The organism is Streptomyces noursei (assembly GCF_001646665.1).
In the GTDB taxonomy this organism is placed as follows: Bacteria; Actinomycetota; Actinomycetes; order Streptomycetales; family Streptomycetaceae; genus Streptomyces; species Streptomyces lavendulocolor.
Map to the genome: position 1 here is coordinate 16,041 of NZ_LWBU01000017.1, position 16,664 is coordinate 32,704.

Sequence of the window (16,664 nt, forward strand, 5' to 3'; positions counted from 1 at the left end):
GATCCGGCCTGATCCGCAAGACGCCCCCTGGCACCCGAGTCTGCCCGGCACCGCGTGCCACTAATCTCCCTGACCGGTTCGGCGCAGTGTGCCGGATGTCACGCTTCCCCGCATCGGGTGAACCCGACAGACTCTTGGGCTGGGTCACTGTTCCCTCCCTACGACGGTGAGGATGACCACCAGCCTTACGGGGCATCACCGCACCACCGGAAGACACCCCGACCTGTCGCACACCTCACGAGGAGCCGCCTGATGTCCGACTTCGTACCCGGACTCGAAGGAGTCGTCGCGTTCGAGACGGAGATCGCCGAACCGGACAAGGAGGGCGGCGCGCTCCGGTACCGCGGCGTCGACATCGAGGACCTGGTGGGCCAGGTCTCCTTCGGCAACGTCTGGGGCCTGCTGGTCGACGGGGCGTTCAACCCCGGCCTGCCGCCCGCCGAGCCGTTCCCGATCCCGGTGCACTCCGGTGACATCCGCGTCGACGTCCAGTCCGCGCTCGCCATGCTCGCCCCCGTGTGGGGCCTGAAACCGCTCCTCGACATCGACGTGGAGGAGGCCCGCCACGACCTGGCGCGGGCCGCCGTCATGGCGCTGTCGTACGTCGCCCAGTCGGCCCGCGGGCAGGGCCTGCCGATGGTGCCGCAGAGCGAGATCGACAAGGCCGAGTCGGTCGTCGAGCGGTTCATGATCCGCTGGCGCGGCGAGCCCGACCCCAAGCACGTCAAGGCCGTCGACGCGTACTGGACGTCCGCCGCCGAGCACGGCATGAACGCCTCCACCTTCACCGCCCGCGTCATCGCCTCGACCGGCGCGGACGTGGCCGCGGCCCTGTCCGGTGCCGTCGGCGCCATGTCGGGCCCGCTGCACGGCGGCGCGCCGTCCCGCGTCCTCGGCATGATCGAGGAGATCGAGCGCACCGGGGACGCCGGCGCCTACGTCCGCCAGGCCCTCGACAAGGGCGAGCGCCTGATGGGATTCGGCCACCGCGTCTACCGCGCCGAGGACCCGCGCGCCCGGGTGCTGCGCCGCACCGCCAAGGAGCTGGGCGCGCCCCGCTTCGAGGTGGCCGAGGCGCTGGAGAAGGCCGCCCTGGAGGAGCTGCACAACCGCCGCCCGGACCGGGTCCTGGCGACGAACGTGGAGTTCTGGGCGGCGATCATGCTGGACTTCGCGGAGGTCCCGGCGCACATGTTCACGTCGATGTTCACCTGCGCCCGGACGGCCGGCTGGTCGGCCCACATCCTGGAGCAGAAGCGCACCGGCCGCCTGGTGCGCCCCTCGGCGCGCTACGTGGGCCCGGGCCCGCGCAGCCCCCGGGAGATCGCCGGGTACGAGGACATCGCCGGCTGAGACGGGACACCGACGGCGCCGCACCCCGCGCGGGGTGCGGCGCCGTCGCCGTGGTGGGTGCGGCGGCCGGTCAGCCGAGCGCCTCGTCCAGCAGGGCCGCCCACTGGGCCACCACCCGCTCGCGGCGCGCCGTGTCGTCGGTGAGGAGGTTGGCCAGGCCCAGGCCGCGCGCCATGTCGAGCAGGCCCTGGACCGTCTCGCGGACACCGGGCCGGGACTCGTCCGCGCCCAGCAGCTCGACGGCGATGCGGTGCGTCTCGCGCCCGACCCGGGCCTCCAGCTCGGTGACCCGGGGGCGCAGCTGCTCCTCGTCGGAGGCGGCCACCCACAGGTGCAGCGCCGCCCGGAACAGGGGGCCGGTGTAGAGGCCGACCAGGGCGGCGACGACGGCGGCGCGGTCCTGGCCGGGCAGGGCGCGCAGCGCCTGGGAGCGCTCCTCGGCGACGTACTCGACCGCCGCCGTGAACAGGTCCTCGCGCGTCGGGAAGTGGTGCTGCGCCGCGCCCCGGGAGACCCCGGCGCGTTCGGCGACGACGGAGACGGTCGAGCCCGCCCAGCCGTGTTCGGCGAGGCAGGCGACCGCCGCCGCGAGGAGCCGCTGCCGGGTGGCCCTGCTGCGGTCCTGCTTCGGCTCCTTGGCGGCCGTCGTCACACCACCCATGCGGGGTCCCGTCGTTCGAGGAAGGCGGTCATCCCCTCGCGTGCCTCCGCCGAGGCGAAGAGCGAGGCCGAGCGCTGCACGAAGTCCTCCGCGTCGCGCTCGAAGGTCTCCAGCACCCTAGCCGTGACCAGCCTCTTGGCCTCCGCCAGCCCCTGCGGCGACGCCCGGCGCAGCCCGTCCAGGACGGGGGCGAGCGCCTCGTCCACGTCGTCCCCGACCACGGTGACCAGCCCGATCCGGGCCGCCTCGGCCGCGTCGAACCGCTCCCCGGTCAGGTAGTAGCGGGCGGCGGCGCGGGCGTCGAGGCGGGGCAGCAGGGTCAGGGAGATCACCGAGGGCGCCACCCCGATCCGCACCTCCGTCAGGGCGAAGTCCACGTCGGCCGCCGCCGCGACGATGTCGCACGCCCCGAGGACGCCCAGCCCGCCGGCCCGTACGTGGCCGGTGACCCGGGCCACCACGGGCTTGGGCAGCTCCACGATGGCCCGCAGCAGGGCCACGAACGTGTACGGGCTGGGCGGCGCCTTCAGGTCGGCGCCCGCGCTGAACGTGGCTCCGGCGTGGGTGAGCACCACCGCCCGTACCGCGGGGTCCTTGCCGCAGTCCTCCAGTGCCCGCGCCAGCTCGCCGACGAGCCGCGCCGACAGGGCGTTGCGGTTCTCCGGTGAGTCCAGCGTCAGGGTGGTGATGCCCCGCTCGTGCGCGGTGGTGACGAGACTCGTCATGCGCCTTCCCGCTCCCTCAGTTCGCGCCGGAGGATCTTTCCCGACGCCGCCCTCGGCACGCCGTCGATGAACTCGACGCGCCGGATCTTCTTGTACGGGGCGACCTTCCCCGCCACGAAGGCGATGATGTCGTCGCCGCTCAGGTGGTTCGCCCCCGGCTGCCGGACGACGTACGCCTTGGGGACCTCGTTGCCGTCCCGGTCGTACACACCGATGACGGCCGCGTCCGCGACCGCCTCGTGGCTGAGCAGCAGCGCCTCCAGTTCGGCCGGGGCGACCTGGAAGCCCTTGTATTTGATCAGTTCCTTGACCCGGTCGACGACGAACAGCCATCCGTCCTCGTCCACGCGTCCGACGTCCCCGGTGTGCACCCAGCCGTCGGGGTCGATCATCGCGGCGGTGGCGTCGGGGCGGCCCAGGTAGCCCTTCATGACCTGCGGGCCCCTGATGGCGATCTCGCCCTCCTCGCCGGGCGCGGCGTCCTTGGCCGGGTCGTCCAGGGACAGCAGCCGCATCTCGGTGTTGGGCAGCAGCCTGCCCACGGTGCCGGGCGGGGCGTCGGTGGCGTCCAGGGGGACGACGTGCGTGCCGGGGGACAGTTCGGTCATGCCGTACGCCTGGCGCACCGGCGGCAGGCCGAGGCGGGCGGAGCAGGCCTCGGCGAGGCGGGCGTCCAGCGGGGCGGCGGCGCTGACGACGTACTCCAGGCAGGACAGGTCGTACCGCTCGACCGCCGGGTGCTTGGCGAGGGCCAGGACGATCGGCGGGGCGACGTACAGGGCGTTGATGCGGTGCTTCTCGACGGCCGAGAGGAACTGGTCGATCTCGAAGCGGGGCAGGACGACGACGGTGGCGCCCTGCCGGAGGGGGGCGTTCATCAGGGCGGTCAATCCGTAGATGTGGAAGAACGGAAGCACCGCCAGGACGCGGTCGCCGGGGCCCATGGGGATGGTCGGCTCCAGCTGCGCCAGGTTGGTGGCGATGGAGCGGTGGGTGAGCATGACGCCCTTGGGGACGCCGGTGGTGCCGGACGAGTAGGGCAGGGCGGCGACGTCCTCGTCCGGGTCGATGGTGACGGCCGGTTCGGGGGCGGTGGAGCCGAGCATGTCCAGGACGGACCGGTGGCCCGGTGCCTCGTCGCAGACGAAGATCTCGGCGACGCCGCCCGCCAGCTCGGCCGCCCGCCGCGCGGTGGCGAGGAGCGGCGAGACGGTGACGATCCAGCGGGCGGAGGAGTCCCGCAGCTGCTTGGCGAACTCCTCCGGGGTGGCCAGGGGGTGGACGGTGGTGACGGCCGCCCCGGCGCGTGTCGCGCCGTAGAAGACGACCGGGTAGGCGACCGTGTTGGGGCTGTGCAGGGCGAGGACGTCGCCCTTGCCGACCCCGGCCTCCGCGAGCGCGGCGGCGACCCGCCGGTGGTAGGTGTCGAGCTGCCCGTAGGTGAGGGTCAGGTCGCCCGCCCCGTCGACGAGGGCGGTCCCGTCGGTGTGCGCGGCGGCCGACCGGGCCAGGACCGCTTCGTGGATGGGGAGGGAAACGGCGGGGACGTCCGCGTACGCGCTGTGGAACACCATCACGGCTCCTGTCGGTACGGCTCCGGCACTGGGGTCAGTACGACTTGGGCAGGCCCAGGGTCTGGTGGGACACGTAGTTCAGAATCATTTCCCGGCTTACCGGAGCGATGCGTGCCACTCGTGACGCGGTGATGAGCGAGGCGAGGCCGAACTCGCGGGTGAGGCCGTTGCCGCCGAGGGTGTGCACGGACCGGTCGACCGCGGCGACGCACGCCTCCGCCGCCGCGTACTTGGCCATGTTGGCGGCCTCACCGGCGCCGATGTCGTCGCCCGCGTCGTAGAGGCGGGCGGCCTTCTGCATCATCAGGCGGGCCAGTTCGAGTTCGATGTGGCTCTGGGCGAGCGGGTGGGCGACGGCCTGGTGGGCGCCGATGGGCGTCTTCCAGACCTGGCGTTCCCCGGCGTACGCGACGGCCCGCGCGAGGGCGTGGCGGCCCATGCCGACGGCGAACGCGGCGGTCATGATGCGCTCGGGGTTGAGCCCGGCGAACAGCTGGAGCAGTCCGGCGTCCTCCTCCCCCACCAGCGCGTCGCCGGGGAGGCGCACGTCGTCGAGGGTCAGCTCGAACTGCTTCTCGTGGGCGTCCAGTTCCATGTCGATCCGCCGGCGCCCGAAGCCGGGGGTGTCGCGCGGGACGACGAACAGGCAGGGCTTGAGCTTCCCCGTACGGGCGTCCTCGGTGCGGCCGACGACGAGGGTGGCGTCGGCGATGTCGACGCCGGAGATGAACACCTTGCGGCCGGTGAGGACCCAGTCGTCGCCGTCGCGGCGGGCGGTGGTGGTGATCCGGTGCGAGTTGGAGCCCGCGTCGGGCTCGGTGATGCCGAACGCCATGGTGCGGGTGCCGTCGGCGAGTCCCGGCAGCCAGCGGGCCTTCTGCTCGCGGGTGCCGAACCGGGCGATGACGGTGCCGCAGATGGCGGGCGAGACGACCATCATCAGCAGTGGGCAGCCGGCCGCGCCCAGTTCCTCCAGGACGATGGAGAGTTCGGCCATGCCGCCGCCTCCGCCGCCGTACTCCTCCGGCAGGTTCACCCCGAGGTAGCCGAGCTTGCCGGCCTCCGCCCAGAGCGCCTCGCGGTCGTGGGCGCGTCCGTGGCGCTGCCCGAGGGCGGCGACGGCGGCGCGCAGGGCGCGGTGCTCCTCGGTCTCGACGACGGTGCTCATAGGTCGGTCTCCTTCTCCGGTGCGTCCTGGACGACGGCGAGCAGGGTGCCGACCTCGACCTGGTGGCCGGGGGCGGCGTGGAGCGCGGTGAGCGTGCCGGAGGCGGGAGCGGTGACGCGGTGCTCCATCTTCATGGCCTCCAGCCACAGGAGCGGCTGGCCGGCCTCGACGCGGGCGCCGACCGCGAGGTCGGCGACCCGGACGACGGTGCCGGGCATGGGCGCGAGCAGCGAGCCGGGCGCGGTGCGTGCGGCCGGGTCGGTGAACCGGGGGTGGGTGGTCAGCCGGTGGCCGTCGACGTGGACGACGCCGTCGACGTGGGCGGCCACCTCGAAGGACCGGACGACACCGTCCACGTCGAGGCGCACGCGTGCGGGCGAGACGGCCACCACGCGCGCGTGCGGGTGCGATTCGACGGTGAACCCGCCGTCCCTGGTGTGCCGGTAGCGCACCTCGTGGTCGCCGTACCGGGCGGTCAGCGGCTGCGACGGTACGTTGCGGAAGGCGCCGAAGCGGCCGGTGCGGCCGGACGCGGCGGCGAGGGCGGCGGCGACGGCCGCGAGGTCCTCGCCGGGGGCGGGGGCGGTCAGCGCGGGCAGGTTCCGGTCGTAGAAGCCGGTGTCGGGCCGCCCCGCCGTGAAGTCGGGGTGCCGCAGCGACGCGAGGAGCAGGTCCCGGTTGGTGACCGGCCCGTGCACCCGGGTCCGCGCGAGGGCGTGCGCGAGCCGGCGGACGGCCTCGTCGCGGGTGGGCGCGTGGGCGATCACCTTGGCGAGCATGGCGTCGTAGTGGACGCCGACCGTGTCGCCGGCGGCGTACCCGGTGTCGACCCGCAGCCCGTCGCCCCGGGGGACGTCCAGCGCGTGCAGGACGCCGGTCTGGGGTGCCCAGTCGCGGGCGGGGTCCTCGGCGTAGAGCCGGACCTCCACGGCGTGCCCCTCGGGGGCGGGCGGCTCCGGCGGCAGTGCGGCGCCCTCGGCGATCCGGAGCTGGTGGGCGACCAGGTCGAGGCCGAAGACCGCCTCGGTGACGGGGTGTTCGACCTGGAGGCGGGTGTTCATCTCCAGGAAGTACGCCCGGTCGCCGGTGACCAGGAACTCGACGGTGCCGGCGCCGGTGTAGCCGACCGCCTTCGCGGCCGCGACCGCCGAGGCGCGGAGGGTCTCCAGCAGGGCGGGGCCGAGGCCGGGCGCCGGTGCCTCCTCGACGACCTTCTGGTGCCGGCGCTGGAGCGAGCAGTCGCGGGTGCCGAGCGTCCACACCGTGCCGTGCGCGTCGGCGAGGACCTGCACCTCGACGTGCCGGCCGCGTTCGACGTACGGCTCGGCGAACACCTCGCCGTCCCCGAACGCCGACCGGGCCTCGGCGGCGGCCGCAGCCAGTTCGCCGGGGAGGGCGGCCAGGTCCCGGACGACCCGCATGCCCCGGCCGCCGCCGCCCGCCGCGGCCTTGAGCAGGAGCGGGAGGTCCGCGTCCGTGGCCTTCGCCGGGTCGACGGGGTCCAGCAGGGGCACGCCGGCCGCCGCCATCAGCTCCTTGGCGCGCGTCTTGGACGCCATCGCCGCGATGGCGTCCGGCGGCGGGCCGATCCACGTCAGGCCCGCGTCGAGGACGGCCCGCGCGAAGTCCGCGTTCTCCGACAGGAACCCGTACCCGGGGTGCACCGCGTCGGCGCCCGCCGCGAGCGCGGCCGCCACGACCAGATCGCCGCGCAGGTACGTGTCGGAGGGCGCCGCCCCCGGCAGCCGTACCGCCGCGTCGGCCTCGCGGACGTGCAGCGCGTCCGCGTCGGGGTCGGCGTACACCGCCACCGTGTCGATGCCGAGCGAGCGGCACGTGCGGAAGACGCGGCAGGCGATCTCGGCCCGGTTGGCGACAAGGACAGAAGAGATCATGGAGTGGTCCTCACATCCGGAAGACGCCGAAGCCGCCTCGCGCGCCTTCGACCGGGGCGGTGTGGATCGCCGACAGGCACAGGCCGAGGACGGTGCGGGTGTCGCGCGGGTCGATGACGCCGTCGTCGTAGAGCCGTCCCGAGAGGAACATCGGCAGGGACTCGGACTCGATCTGCTGCTCCACCATGGCGCGCAGCGCCGCGTCGCCCTCGTCGTCGTAGGGCCGGCCCTTGGCGGCCGCGGAGGCGCGGGCGACGATCGACAGGACGCCGGCGAGCTGCTGCGGGCCCATGACGGCGGACTTGGCGCTGGGCCAGGCGAAGAGGAAGCGGGGGTCGTAGGCGCGCCCGCACATGCCGTAGTGCCCGGCGCCGTACGACGCGCCCATGAGGACCGACAGGTGCGGGACCTTCGAGTTGCTCACCGCGTTGATCATCATCGCGCCGTGCTTGATGATCCCGCCCTGCTCGTACTCCTTGCCGACCATGTAGCCGGTGGTGTTGTGGAGGAACACCAGGGGGATGTCGCGCTGGTTCGCCAACTGGATGAACTGCGCCGCCTTCTGGGACTCGGCGGAGAACAGGACCCCCTGGGCGTTGGCGAGTATCCCGACCGGATAGCCGTGCAGGGACGCCCATCCGGTGGTGAGGGAGGGCCCGTACAGCGGCTTGAACTCGTCGAAGTCGGAGCCGTCGACGATCCGGGCGATGACCTCGCGCGGGTCGAAGGGGATCTTCAGGTCGCCGGGGACGATGCCGAGCAGCTCGTCCGGGTCGTACTTCGGGGGCTCGGCCGGGGCCGGGTCGGGGTGCGCCTTGCGGTGGTTGAGGCGGGCGACGATCCGGCGGGCCCGGTGGATCGCGTCGGCCTCGTCGACGGCGTAGTGGTCGGCGAGCCCCGACACGCGCGCGTGCATCTCGGCGCCGCCGAGTGACTCGTCGTCGCTCTCCTCGCCGGTGGCCATCCTGACCAGCGGCGGGCCGCCGAGGAAGACCTTCGACCGCTCCTTGATCATCACGGTGTGGTCGGACATCCCGGGCACGTAGGCGCCCCCCGCCGTCGAGTTGCCGAACACGACGGCGATGGTGGGGATCCCGGCGGCGGACAGGCGGGTGAGGTCACGGAACAGCGCCCCGCCGGGGATGAAGATCTCCTTCTGGGACGGCAGGTCGGCGCCGCCGGACTCCACGAGGCTGATGCAGGGCAGCCGGTTGGCGTACGCGATCTCGTTGGCGCGCAGCGCCTTCCTCAGCGTCCAGGGGTTGGACGCGCCGCCGCGCACGGTCGGGTCGTTGGCGGTGATCAGGCACTCGACGCCCTCGACGACCCCGATGCCGGTGACGATCGACGCGCCCACCGGGTAGTCGCTGCCCCAGGCGGCGAGCGGGGACAGTTCCAGGAACGGGGAGTCGGGGTCGAGGAGCAGTTCGATGCGTTCGCGGGCGAGGAGCTTGCCGCGCTTCCGGTGCCGCTCGACGTACTTCTCGCCGCCGCCGGCGAGGGCCTTGGCGTGCTCGGCGTCCAGCTCGGCGAGCTTGGCGAGCATGGCCTCGCGGTGGGCGGCGTACTCGGGCCCGCGCGGGTCGAGGGCGGTGGGGAGGACGGTCACAGCAGGGCCTCCGGTATGTCGAGGTGGCGGGCGCGCAGCCATTCGCCCAGCGCCTTGGCCTGGGGGTCGAACCGGGCCTGGGCGGCGACGCCCTCGCCGAGGAGCCCGGTGACGGTGAAGTTGAGCGCGCGCAGGTTCGGCAGGACGTGCCGGTGCACGGGCAGGCCGTCCGTCTCGGGGAGCAGTGCGCGCAGCCGGTCGGCGGTCAGGGCGTGCGCGAGCCAGCGCCACGCCGCGTCGGTGGGCGCCCACACCCCGATGTTGGCGTCGCCGCCCTTGTCGCCGCTGCGCGCCCCGGCGACGAGCCCGAGCGGGGCGCGGCGGACGGGGCCGTCCGGGAGGGGGTCCGGGAGGGGCGGTCGCGGGACGGGGTCCAGGGGGCGGGTGCGCACCGGTGGCGGGACCACCAGGCGCTCACCGTCCGGCAGGACCGCGGTGTGCGTGACGGTGCCGGGGTCGACGTACACCGCCTCGAACACCCCGTAGGGCGCGCCCTTGCCCGGCGGGGCCGTGACGTGGAAGCCGGGGTAGCTGCCGAGGGCCAGTTCGACGGCGGCGCCGCTCACGGCGCGGCCCACGGCGTCGGGGTCGGCGTCCCGGACGACCAGCCGCAGCAGGGCGCTGGCCGTCTCCTCGGTGCCGGCGTCCGGCCGGTCGGTGCGGGCCAGCTCCCACCGCACCTCGGCGGGCCTCACCGTGAGGGCGTCCTCCAGCTGCTCGCGGACCAGCCGTGCCTTGGCCTCGACGTCCAGGCCCGTCAGCACGAACACGACCTCGTTGCGCCAGCCGCCGAGCCGGGTCAGCCCGGCCTTCAGCGTCGGGGGCGGCTCCTCGCCCCGCACGCCCGAGATCCGCACCCGGTCGGGGCCGTCCGGGTCCAGGCGGACGGTGTCGAGCCGGGCGGTGACGTCGGGGCCCGCGTACCGCGCGCCGGCCGTCTCGTAGAGCAGCTGGGCGGTGACCGTCCCGGTGTCGACGACCCCGCCCGTGCCGTCGTGCTTGGTGATGACGGCCGACCCGTCCTCGTGCAGTTCGGCGACCGGGAAGCCGGGCCGCCGCACGTCGTGCCGCGTGAAGAAGGCGTAGTTGCCGCCCGTCGCCTGCGTACCGCACTCCAGGACGTGCCCGGCGACGACGGCGCCCGCCAGCCGGTCGTACTCCTCCGGCCCCCAGCCGAACCACCAGGCCGCCGGCCCGCTGACCAGGGCCGCGTCCGTGACCCGCCCGGTGACCACCACGTCCGCGCCGGCGCGCAGGCACGCCGTGATGCCTGCGCCGCCCAGGTAGGCGTTGGCCGTCAGGGCCCCGTCCGGCACGGGCAGCTGGTCGCCCTCGACGTGGGCGACGCGCACGCCGGGGAGGCCGAGCCGCCGCGCGAGGGCGCGCAGCGCGTCGGCGAGCCCGGCCGGGTTGAGGCCGCCGGCGTTGGTCACGATCCGTACGCCGCGGTCGTGGGCGAGCCCGAGGCCCTCCTCCATCTGGCGCAGGAAGGTCCTGGAGTAGCCGAGTCCGGGGTCCTTCAGCCGGTCGCGGCCCAGGATGAGCATGGTCAGTTCGGCGAGGTGGTCGGCGGTGAGGACGTCGAGGCCGCCGCCGGTGAGCATCTCGCGCACGGCGTCGAAGCGGTCGCCGTAGAAGCCGGACGCGTTGCCGATCCGCAGGGGCCGCCTCACGCCGCCGCCCGGGGGGCGCGGCCGGGGCCGGCGGGCCCGGCGAAGGCCTGGGCGAGGGTGAGCCACCGTTCGGCGTCGGCGCCCTCGGCCCGTACGGCGACGTCGTCGCGGTGGGCGCGCTGGGTGACCAGGAGGCAGAAGTCGAGTGCGGGTCCGGTGATCCGCTGGGCGGCGTCCTCGGGGCCGTAGGTCCACAGGCCGGTCCCGTCGGGTGGGGTCAGCTCCACGCGGAAGGGTTCGGCGGGCGGGGTGAGTCCGCGCACCGCGTAGGCGTAGTCGCGGGCGCGGACGCCGATCCAGGCGACGTGGCGGAGGCGGGCGGTCGGGCGGCGTACGGCTCCGAGGGCGTCGGCGACGTCCTGGCCGTGGGCCCAGGTCTCCATCAGCCGGGCGGTCGCCATGGAGGCGGCGCTCATGGGCGGCCCGTACCAGGGGAAGCGGGCGCCCGCGGGGGCTGCGGCCAGGGCGGCGTGGAGGCGGGCGCGGCCGTCGCGCCAGCGGGCGAGGAGGGCGTCGGGCGGCGCGGCGGCGCCCGCCTCCGCACCGTCGTCGACGAAGGTGCCGGGCGCCTCGAGGGCCTCCCCCACGTGGGCGGTGAACCGGTCGGCGTCCGTGACGGCGAGCAGGGCCGCGTCGTCGGTCCAGGCAAGGTGGGCGATCTGGTGGGCGACGGTCCACCGGGGCGCGGGGGTGGGGGCGGCCCAGCCGTCCGGTTCCAGCGCCGCGACCAGCCGGTCCAGTTCCTCGCTTTCGTCGCGCAGATCATCCAGCAGGGCATCGGACACGGTGCGCTCCCTCCGGGACACGGCAGTGCGTGCCCCGGAGCATGGCAGCGCCCCGAGAAACAAGCAAGCATGCTTGCTTTACTTTTTCGCCACCTGTGACCGCACGGCCCCCATGCTGGCCGCGATGACCAGCGCGATCGCCAACGCGTCGGTGACGGAAAGGGCTTGATGCAGGACGAGGAACCCGGCGGTCGCCGCGATCGCGGGCTCCAGGCTCATGAGGACGGCGAAGGTCGGCGCGGGCAGCCGGCGCAGGGCGAGCAGTTCGAGGGTGTACGGCAGGACCGACGACATCAGCGCCACGGCGAGGCCCAGCCCGACCGTCGAGGGCACCAGCAGCTTGGCGCCGGCCTCGGCGACGCCCAGCGGCACGGTCAGCACCGCGCCGAACGCCATCGCGAGTGCCAGCCCGTCAGCCTGCGGGAACCGCCGCCCGGTACGGGCGCTGAAGACGATGTACGCCGCCCACATCGCGCCCGCCGCGAGGGCGAACGCCGCGCCCACCGGATCGAGCCGGTCGAACCCGCCGCCGCTCAGCAGCAGCACGCCGGCCAGCGCCAGTCCGGCCCACACGAGGCTGACCAGCCGCCGGGAGGCGATCACCGACAGGACGAGGGGGCCGAGCACCTCCAGGGTGACGGCGGCGCCCAGCGGGATGCGGTCGGCGGCCTGGTAGAAGAGGACGTTCATGCCCGCCATGGCGGCGCCGAACGCGAGGACCGTCCCCCAGTCCGCCCGGCCGTACCCGCGCACCCTGGGGCGGCACACCGCCAGCAGCACCACGGCGGCGAGCACCAGCCGCAGGGTGACCACCCCGAGCGCCCCGGCGCGCGGCATCAGCAGCACGGCGACGGCGGACCCGAACTGGACGGACAGCCCGCCGGCCACCACCAGCGCGACCGGTCCGGGGGCGGGCCGGCGCCGGCCGCCGCCCGACGGGTGCGCGGCGGCCGCCTCGGGCAGCGTGACGGCCGAGGCACCCGCGCCGCGGACGGCGGAATCCGTACGGGCGTCGTTCACTCCGTGACCCTCATGACTTCCTCTCGAACCAGGTGCCCCTCATTGCACTCGCGGTACAACATACTGCACCACAGGGAGCGGAACCCACCCTTCCACCGTACGGGCGCCCCGGCGCCGCGAGGCCCGGCCGCCGGTCGGGCGCCGGGCGGGCGCCGGGACTGCGCGGACGCGCCCCCATATGCCGCATCGAGCACCGTCCGTCCTGTGATGATGCGTCGGCTTGCCGTGCGGGGCGGCAGCGGACAATCGGAATGATCACGCGGGTAAGCGCGTGCGGGTAACGTTCACCAGCGCGGACCGGGACCGCGACGTGATCCACCACTCACCGTCGACGGTTTCGACTCCCTCCACCCCAAGCACAAGGGCGGCCTGCCGTTTCGGCCCGGAGCCTGGCCAAGCCGGCCGACTTCCCGGACCGCACCCGGTCGAGAAGCGCATCGCGATCGCCTGCGACAACCACTCCCCCCACCTGACGACGAAGCGGTGCCAGCGCTTCGGGACCCGGGCGGCGGCCAACAGGGCTGGAGATCGGCTGCACCCCCACCAACAGCTCCTGGCTCAACCGCATCGAGGCCCGGTTCACCGCCGTGCGCACCTGATGCTAGGAACGGTCGAGGGCGTGTTCTTTGAGAAAAGCGCCCGCATGGGCCGCTGCTTCTTCCGCGGTCGCGTACCGCGGCCCATCGGTGGCCGTGGCGGATGCTCCGTCAGCGCCCACGCCTGTCCACCCCCAGCCACCGGAAGGCGCCTGCACCAGTTCGGCAGTCCCCCCGAAGAGCGCGAGCGTGCTCCTGCCCGCTGTCGCGGGTGCTGAGCGGCGGACGGCGTCGGGCCATTTCTTACGGGCACCCTGCCGGGTGATGCCCCAGACAGCCCCCATCTGCTCGTAACTGGCGCCATAGGAGCCGGCGGTTGCTGCCGCCCGCGCGGTCAACCGCCTGACCTGGGCATCCATCACCTTCCAAGCGGCCAGGACGGACAGTGCCACTTCGACGGGATCCGCTTCCCACATACGGTCCGCGGGCAGCCCGGTCTTTCGGGAGCGAATCGCCGAGGCCAGCGGATTCAAGGCGTCGTACAGCGCCTTGTCGAGTTCGGCCTGCTCTTCCGGGGTGATCTCAGAGACCATCATATGGCAACTATAGTTTCCGAACTGCCCATATGGAAACCAAAGTTTGCAGACTGTCCCGCTCGCAACCCGGCCGCATCGGCGAGACAGGCCCTCCAGCGGGGTCGGCACCATTGAGGGCGAACGTTGCCTGATGCGGGCGCCGGGACGTCGCGGACGCGCCCCTAGGAATCCAGCCCCTCGGCCAGCACCTCCGCCAGGTGCCGGGCGCGCACCCCCGCCAGCTGGTCGAGCTGGGTGCGGCAGGAGTAGCCGTCCGCCAGGACGCCGGTGCCGGGGAGGGCCGCGCGGACGGCCGGGAGGAGCTGGTCCTCGGCGCAGGCGACGGACACCTCGTAGTGGCCGCGCGTGAAGCCGAAGTCGCCGGCCAGGCCGCAGCAGCCGCCGGCGAGGTCGCCGGTGAGCCCGGCGCGGGCGCGCAGGCGGCGGTCGGCCGCGTCGCCGAGGACGGCGTGCTGGTGGCAGTGCGTCTGCCCGGTGACCGCCCGGTCCAGGCGCGGGGGCCGCCAGTGGGGCGCGTACTCCTCCAGCGCCTCGGCGAAGGTCCGCACCGAGCCGGCCAGCCGGCGGGCGCGGGGGTCGTCGGCCAGCAGCTCGGGCAGGTCGGACCGGAGGGCGGCGGCGCAGCTCGGTTCGAGGACGACCACGGGCGTGCCCAGGGCGGGCTCCATGGTGTCGAGGGTGCGGCGCAGGACGGTCCGGGCCCGGTCGAGCTGGCCGGTGGAGACGTACGTGAGGCCGCAGCACACCCGGCCGGGCGGCAGGGCCGGGCGGAGCCCCGCCGCCTCCAGGACGGTGACGGCCGCGCGGCCCACGGACGGGCTCAGGTGGTCGGTGAACGTGTCGGGCCACACGAGCAGGTCGCCCGCCCCAGCGCCCCGGCGGGCGAACCAGGCGCGGAAGGTCTGCGGCGCCAGCCGCGGCAGGTCCCGTTCCGGGGCGACGCCCGCCGCCCGCTTGGCCAGGGCGGCGAGCGGGCGCACCCGCGCGGCGGCGTTGAGGGCCGGGGCGAACGGGGTCGCGAGGCGCAGCCACTGCGGCAGGCGGCCCATCGCGTAGTGGGCGGCCGGGCGGGGGCGCCCCGCGTAGTGGTGGTGCAGGAACTCCGCCTTGTACGTCGCCATGTCGACCCCGACCGGGCAGTCGCTGCGGCAGCCCCTGCACGACAGGCACAGGTCCAGCGCTTCCCGCACCTCCGCCGACCGCCACCCGTCGGTCACCACCTCGCCCGCGAGCATCTCGTGCAGCAGCCGGGCGCGCCCGCGCGTGGAGTGCCGCTCCTCGCCGGTCGCGCGGAAGGACGGGCACATCACGCCGGGGCCCTGGTTCGGCCCGTCCACCCGGCACTTGGCGACGCCGACGCAGCGCCGTACGGCGGTGGCGAAGTCCCCGCCGTCGTGCGGGTAGCCGAACGCAGCCTCCACGCGCTCGCGCGGCAGGACGGCGAAGCGGAGGTTCTCGTCGAGGCGGGCGGGCCGGGCGAGCATGCCCGGGTTCATGCCGCCGTCCGGGTCCCACAGGTCCTTGAACCGGCCGAAGAGGGCGACCAGTTCGTCCCCGTACATCCTCGGCAGCAGTTCGGCGCGGGCCTGTCCGTCGCCGTGCTCGCCGGAGAGCGAGCCGCCGTGGGCGACGACGAGGCCGGCGACCTCCTCGGAGAACCGCCGGAAGCGCCGTACGCCCTCCGGAGTGACCAGGTCGAAGTCGATACGGACGTGGATGCAGCCGTCCCCGAAGTGGCCGTAGGGCGTGCCGTGCAGCCCGTGGGCGGCGAGCAGGGCGCGGAAGTCACGGAGGTACGCGCCGAGACGGGCGGGCGGCACCGCGCAGTCCTCCCAGCCCGGCCACGCCTCGTCGCCCCCGGCGGTGCGCGTCGCCGTCCCGGCGGCGTCCTCGCGCACCCGCCACAGGGCGCGCCGGGCGGCCGGGTCGGTGACGACGGTGCCGTCCAGGGCGTCGGCGGTGCGCAGGAGCCGGGCCGCGTGCGCGGCCGCCTCGCCGGGCGTCGCGCCGCCGGTCTCGGCGAAGAGCCAGGCACCGCCCCGGGGCAGCACGGCGCGGGCGGCCGGGTCGCGGACCAGGTCCTCGGCCATGCCCTCGACGGTGAGGGGGCGGTGCGGGAGGAGGCCGGGCGCCGCCTCGGCGGCCGCGCTCTCGTCGGCGTACCCGAGGACGGCGAGGGCGCGGGCGGGCGGCGACTCGACGAGCCGTACCGTCGCCTCGGTCAGCACCCCGAGGGTGCCCTCGCTGCCGCAGAACGCGCGGGCCAGGTCGGTGCCGCGCTCGGGGAGGAGGGCGTCCAGGGCGTAGCCGGAGATGCGGCGGGGGAGGCCCGGCGGGAAGCCGGTGCGGATCGCCGCCAGGTGGTCGTGGACCAGCCGGGCGAGGCCGTCCGGCGCGCCCTGCCCGCCCGGTCCGAGGCGCAGTTCGGCGCCGCCGTACGTCACGACCGACAGCTCGTGCACGTTGTCGGCGGTGGTGCCCCAGGCGACCGAGTGCGCCCCGCACGCGTTGTTGCCGATCATGCCGCCGAGGGTGCAGCGGCTGTGGGTGGACGGGTCGGGGCCGAAGGTCAGTCCGTACGGGCGGGCCGCGTCGCGCAGCCGGTCCAGCACCGCGCCGGGCCGGACGACGGCCGTCCGTGCCTCGGGGTCGATCGAGACGATGTCCCGCATGTGGCGGGTGAAGTCGAGCACGACGCCGGTGCCGGTGGCCTGCCCGGCGATGGAGGTGCCCGCCCCGCGCGGCACGACCGGCACGCCGTGCTCGCGGCACACGGCCAGCGCGGCGGCCACGTCCGCCGCGTCGCGCGGGGCCACCACGCCGACGGGGACGCGGCGGTAGTTGGACGCGTCCATGGTGTGCAGGGCGCGGGCCGCCGCGCCGAAGTCCACGTCGCCGCGCACGGCGTCCCGCAGCGCCCGTGCGACGGCCGCCGTCTCCCGTAGCTGATCGCCCATGGGGCCAGGATGCCCTCCGCGGGGCCGGCCCGGGGCCGGGGACTCGGCGGGCACGCGGTGGGCGCGCTCGCGGCGGGCGCCGAGCGGGCACGCGGTGGGCGTTCGGCGGGCC

Annotated in this window: 12 protein-coding genes; 1 reads left to right on the forward strand and 11 read right to left on the reverse strand. The window is 74.8% G+C overall.

Going from position 1 to position 16,664, the window contains the following annotated elements; translation table 11 throughout:
• Positions 1–252 precede the first annotated feature (252 nt).
• Positions 253–1,353, forward strand: a complete 1,101-nt coding sequence (locus A4V12_RS02200; protein WP_064067454.1) for a citrate synthase 2 — start codon at positions 253–255, stop codon at positions 1,351–1,353.
• A gap of 70 nt (positions 1,354–1,423) precedes the next feature.
• Here A4V12_RS02200 and A4V12_RS02205 read toward each other — a convergent pair whose 3' ends face one another.
• From A4V12_RS02205 to A4V12_RS02255, 11 genes are all read right to left on the reverse strand, one after another.
• The gene (locus tag A4V12_RS02205) at positions 1,424–2,014 is read right to left on the reverse strand and encodes a TetR/AcrR family transcriptional regulator (RefSeq protein WP_064067455.1); all 591 of its coding nucleotides are present in this window, start codon (positions 2,012–2,014) and stop codon (positions 1,424–1,426) included.
• Positions 2,002–2,739, reverse strand: a complete 738-nt coding sequence (locus A4V12_RS02210) for an enoyl-CoA hydratase family protein (protein ID WP_064067456.1) — start codon at positions 2,737–2,739, stop codon at positions 2,002–2,004. The genes A4V12_RS02205 and A4V12_RS02210 overlap by 13 nt, the downstream gene beginning before the upstream one ends.
• Positions 2,736–4,313, reverse strand: coding sequence for a 4-coumarate--CoA ligase family protein (locus tag A4V12_RS02215; protein WP_064067457.1), 1,578 nt, complete (start codon positions 4,311–4,313; stop codon positions 2,736–2,738). Before A4V12_RS02215 ends, A4V12_RS02210 begins: the two co-directional genes overlap by 4 nt.
• A 34-nt stretch (positions 4,314–4,347) precedes the next feature.
• Positions 4,348–5,481 (reverse strand): acyl-CoA dehydrogenase family protein, encoded by a 1,134-nt coding sequence (locus tag A4V12_RS02220; protein ID WP_064067458.1) that lies wholly within the window; start codon positions 5,479–5,481, stop codon positions 4,348–4,350.
• Positions 5,478–7,376: an acetyl/propionyl/methylcrotonyl-CoA carboxylase subunit alpha gene (locus A4V12_RS02225; protein ID WP_064067459.1), complete on the reverse strand. Its 1,899-nt coding sequence runs from the start codon at positions 7,374–7,376 to the stop codon at positions 5,478–5,480. The genes A4V12_RS02220 and A4V12_RS02225 overlap by 4 nt, the downstream gene beginning before the upstream one ends.
• A gap of 10 nt (positions 7,377–7,386) precedes the next feature.
• The gene (locus tag A4V12_RS02230) at positions 7,387–8,985 is read right to left on the reverse strand and encodes an acyl-CoA carboxylase subunit beta (RefSeq protein ID WP_064067460.1); all 1,599 of its coding nucleotides are present in this window, start codon (positions 8,983–8,985) and stop codon (positions 7,387–7,389) included.
• Positions 8,982–10,658: an acyclic terpene utilization AtuA family protein gene (locus A4V12_RS02235; RefSeq protein ID WP_064067461.1), complete on the reverse strand. Its 1,677-nt coding sequence runs from the start codon at positions 10,656–10,658 to the stop codon at positions 8,982–8,984. Before A4V12_RS02235 ends, A4V12_RS02230 begins: the two co-directional genes overlap by 4 nt.
• The gene (locus A4V12_RS02240) at positions 10,655–11,443 is read right to left on the reverse strand and encodes a TIGR03084 family metal-binding protein (RefSeq protein ID WP_064067462.1); all 789 of its coding nucleotides are present in this window, start codon (positions 11,441–11,443) and stop codon (positions 10,655–10,657) included. Before A4V12_RS02240 ends, A4V12_RS02235 begins: the two co-directional genes overlap by 4 nt.
• A gap of 78 nt (positions 11,444–11,521) precedes the next feature.
• Entirely contained in the window at positions 11,522–12,463 is a 942-nt protein-coding gene (locus tag A4V12_RS02245) for an EamA family transporter (RefSeq protein WP_064067463.1), read from the reverse strand.
• Positions 12,464–13,064: 601 nt separating this feature from the next.
• Positions 13,065–13,595, reverse strand: coding sequence for a hypothetical protein (locus tag A4V12_RS02250; RefSeq protein ID WP_064067464.1), 531 nt, complete (start codon positions 13,593–13,595; stop codon positions 13,065–13,067).
• A gap of 161 nt (positions 13,596–13,756) precedes the next feature.
• Positions 13,757–16,552 carry an FAD-binding and (Fe-S)-binding domain-containing protein gene (locus tag A4V12_RS02255; protein WP_064067465.1) on the reverse strand — a complete coding sequence of 932 codons (2,796 nt, stop codon included), beginning with the start codon at positions 16,550–16,552 and terminating at the stop codon, positions 13,757–13,759.
• Positions 16,553–16,664 lie beyond the last annotated feature (112 nt).

Excerpts from the sequence above, each read along its gene's own strand:
- A4V12_RS02200 (WP_064067454.1), top strand. The coding sequence starts at position 253 with ATGTCCGACTTCGTACCCGGACTCGAAGGAGTCGTCGCGTTCGAGACG.
- A4V12_RS02205 (WP_064067455.1), bottom strand. The coding sequence starts at position 2,014 with ATGGGTGGTGTGACGACGGCCGCCAAGGAGCCGAAGCAGGACCGCAGC.
- A4V12_RS02210 (WP_064067456.1), bottom strand. The coding sequence starts at position 2,739 with ATGACGAGTCTCGTCACCACCGCGCACGAGCGGGGCATCACCACCCTG.
- A4V12_RS02215 (WP_064067457.1), bottom strand. The coding sequence starts at position 4,313 with ATGGTGTTCCACAGCGCGTACGCGGACGTCCCCGCCGTTTCCCTCCCC.
- A4V12_RS02220 (WP_064067458.1), bottom strand. The coding sequence starts at position 5,481 with ATGAGCACCGTCGTCGAGACCGAGGAGCACCGCGCCCTGCGCGCCGCC.
- A4V12_RS02225 (WP_064067459.1), bottom strand. The coding sequence starts at position 7,376 with ATGATCTCTTCTGTCCTTGTCGCCAACCGGGCCGAGATCGCCTGCCGC.
- A4V12_RS02250 (WP_064067464.1), bottom strand. The coding sequence starts at position 13,595 with ATGATGGTCTCTGAGATCACCCCGGAAGAGCAGGCCGAACTCGACAAG.
- A4V12_RS02255 (WP_064067465.1), bottom strand. The coding sequence starts at position 16,552 with ATGGGCGATCAGCTACGGGAGACGGCGGCCGTCGCACGGGCGCTGCGG.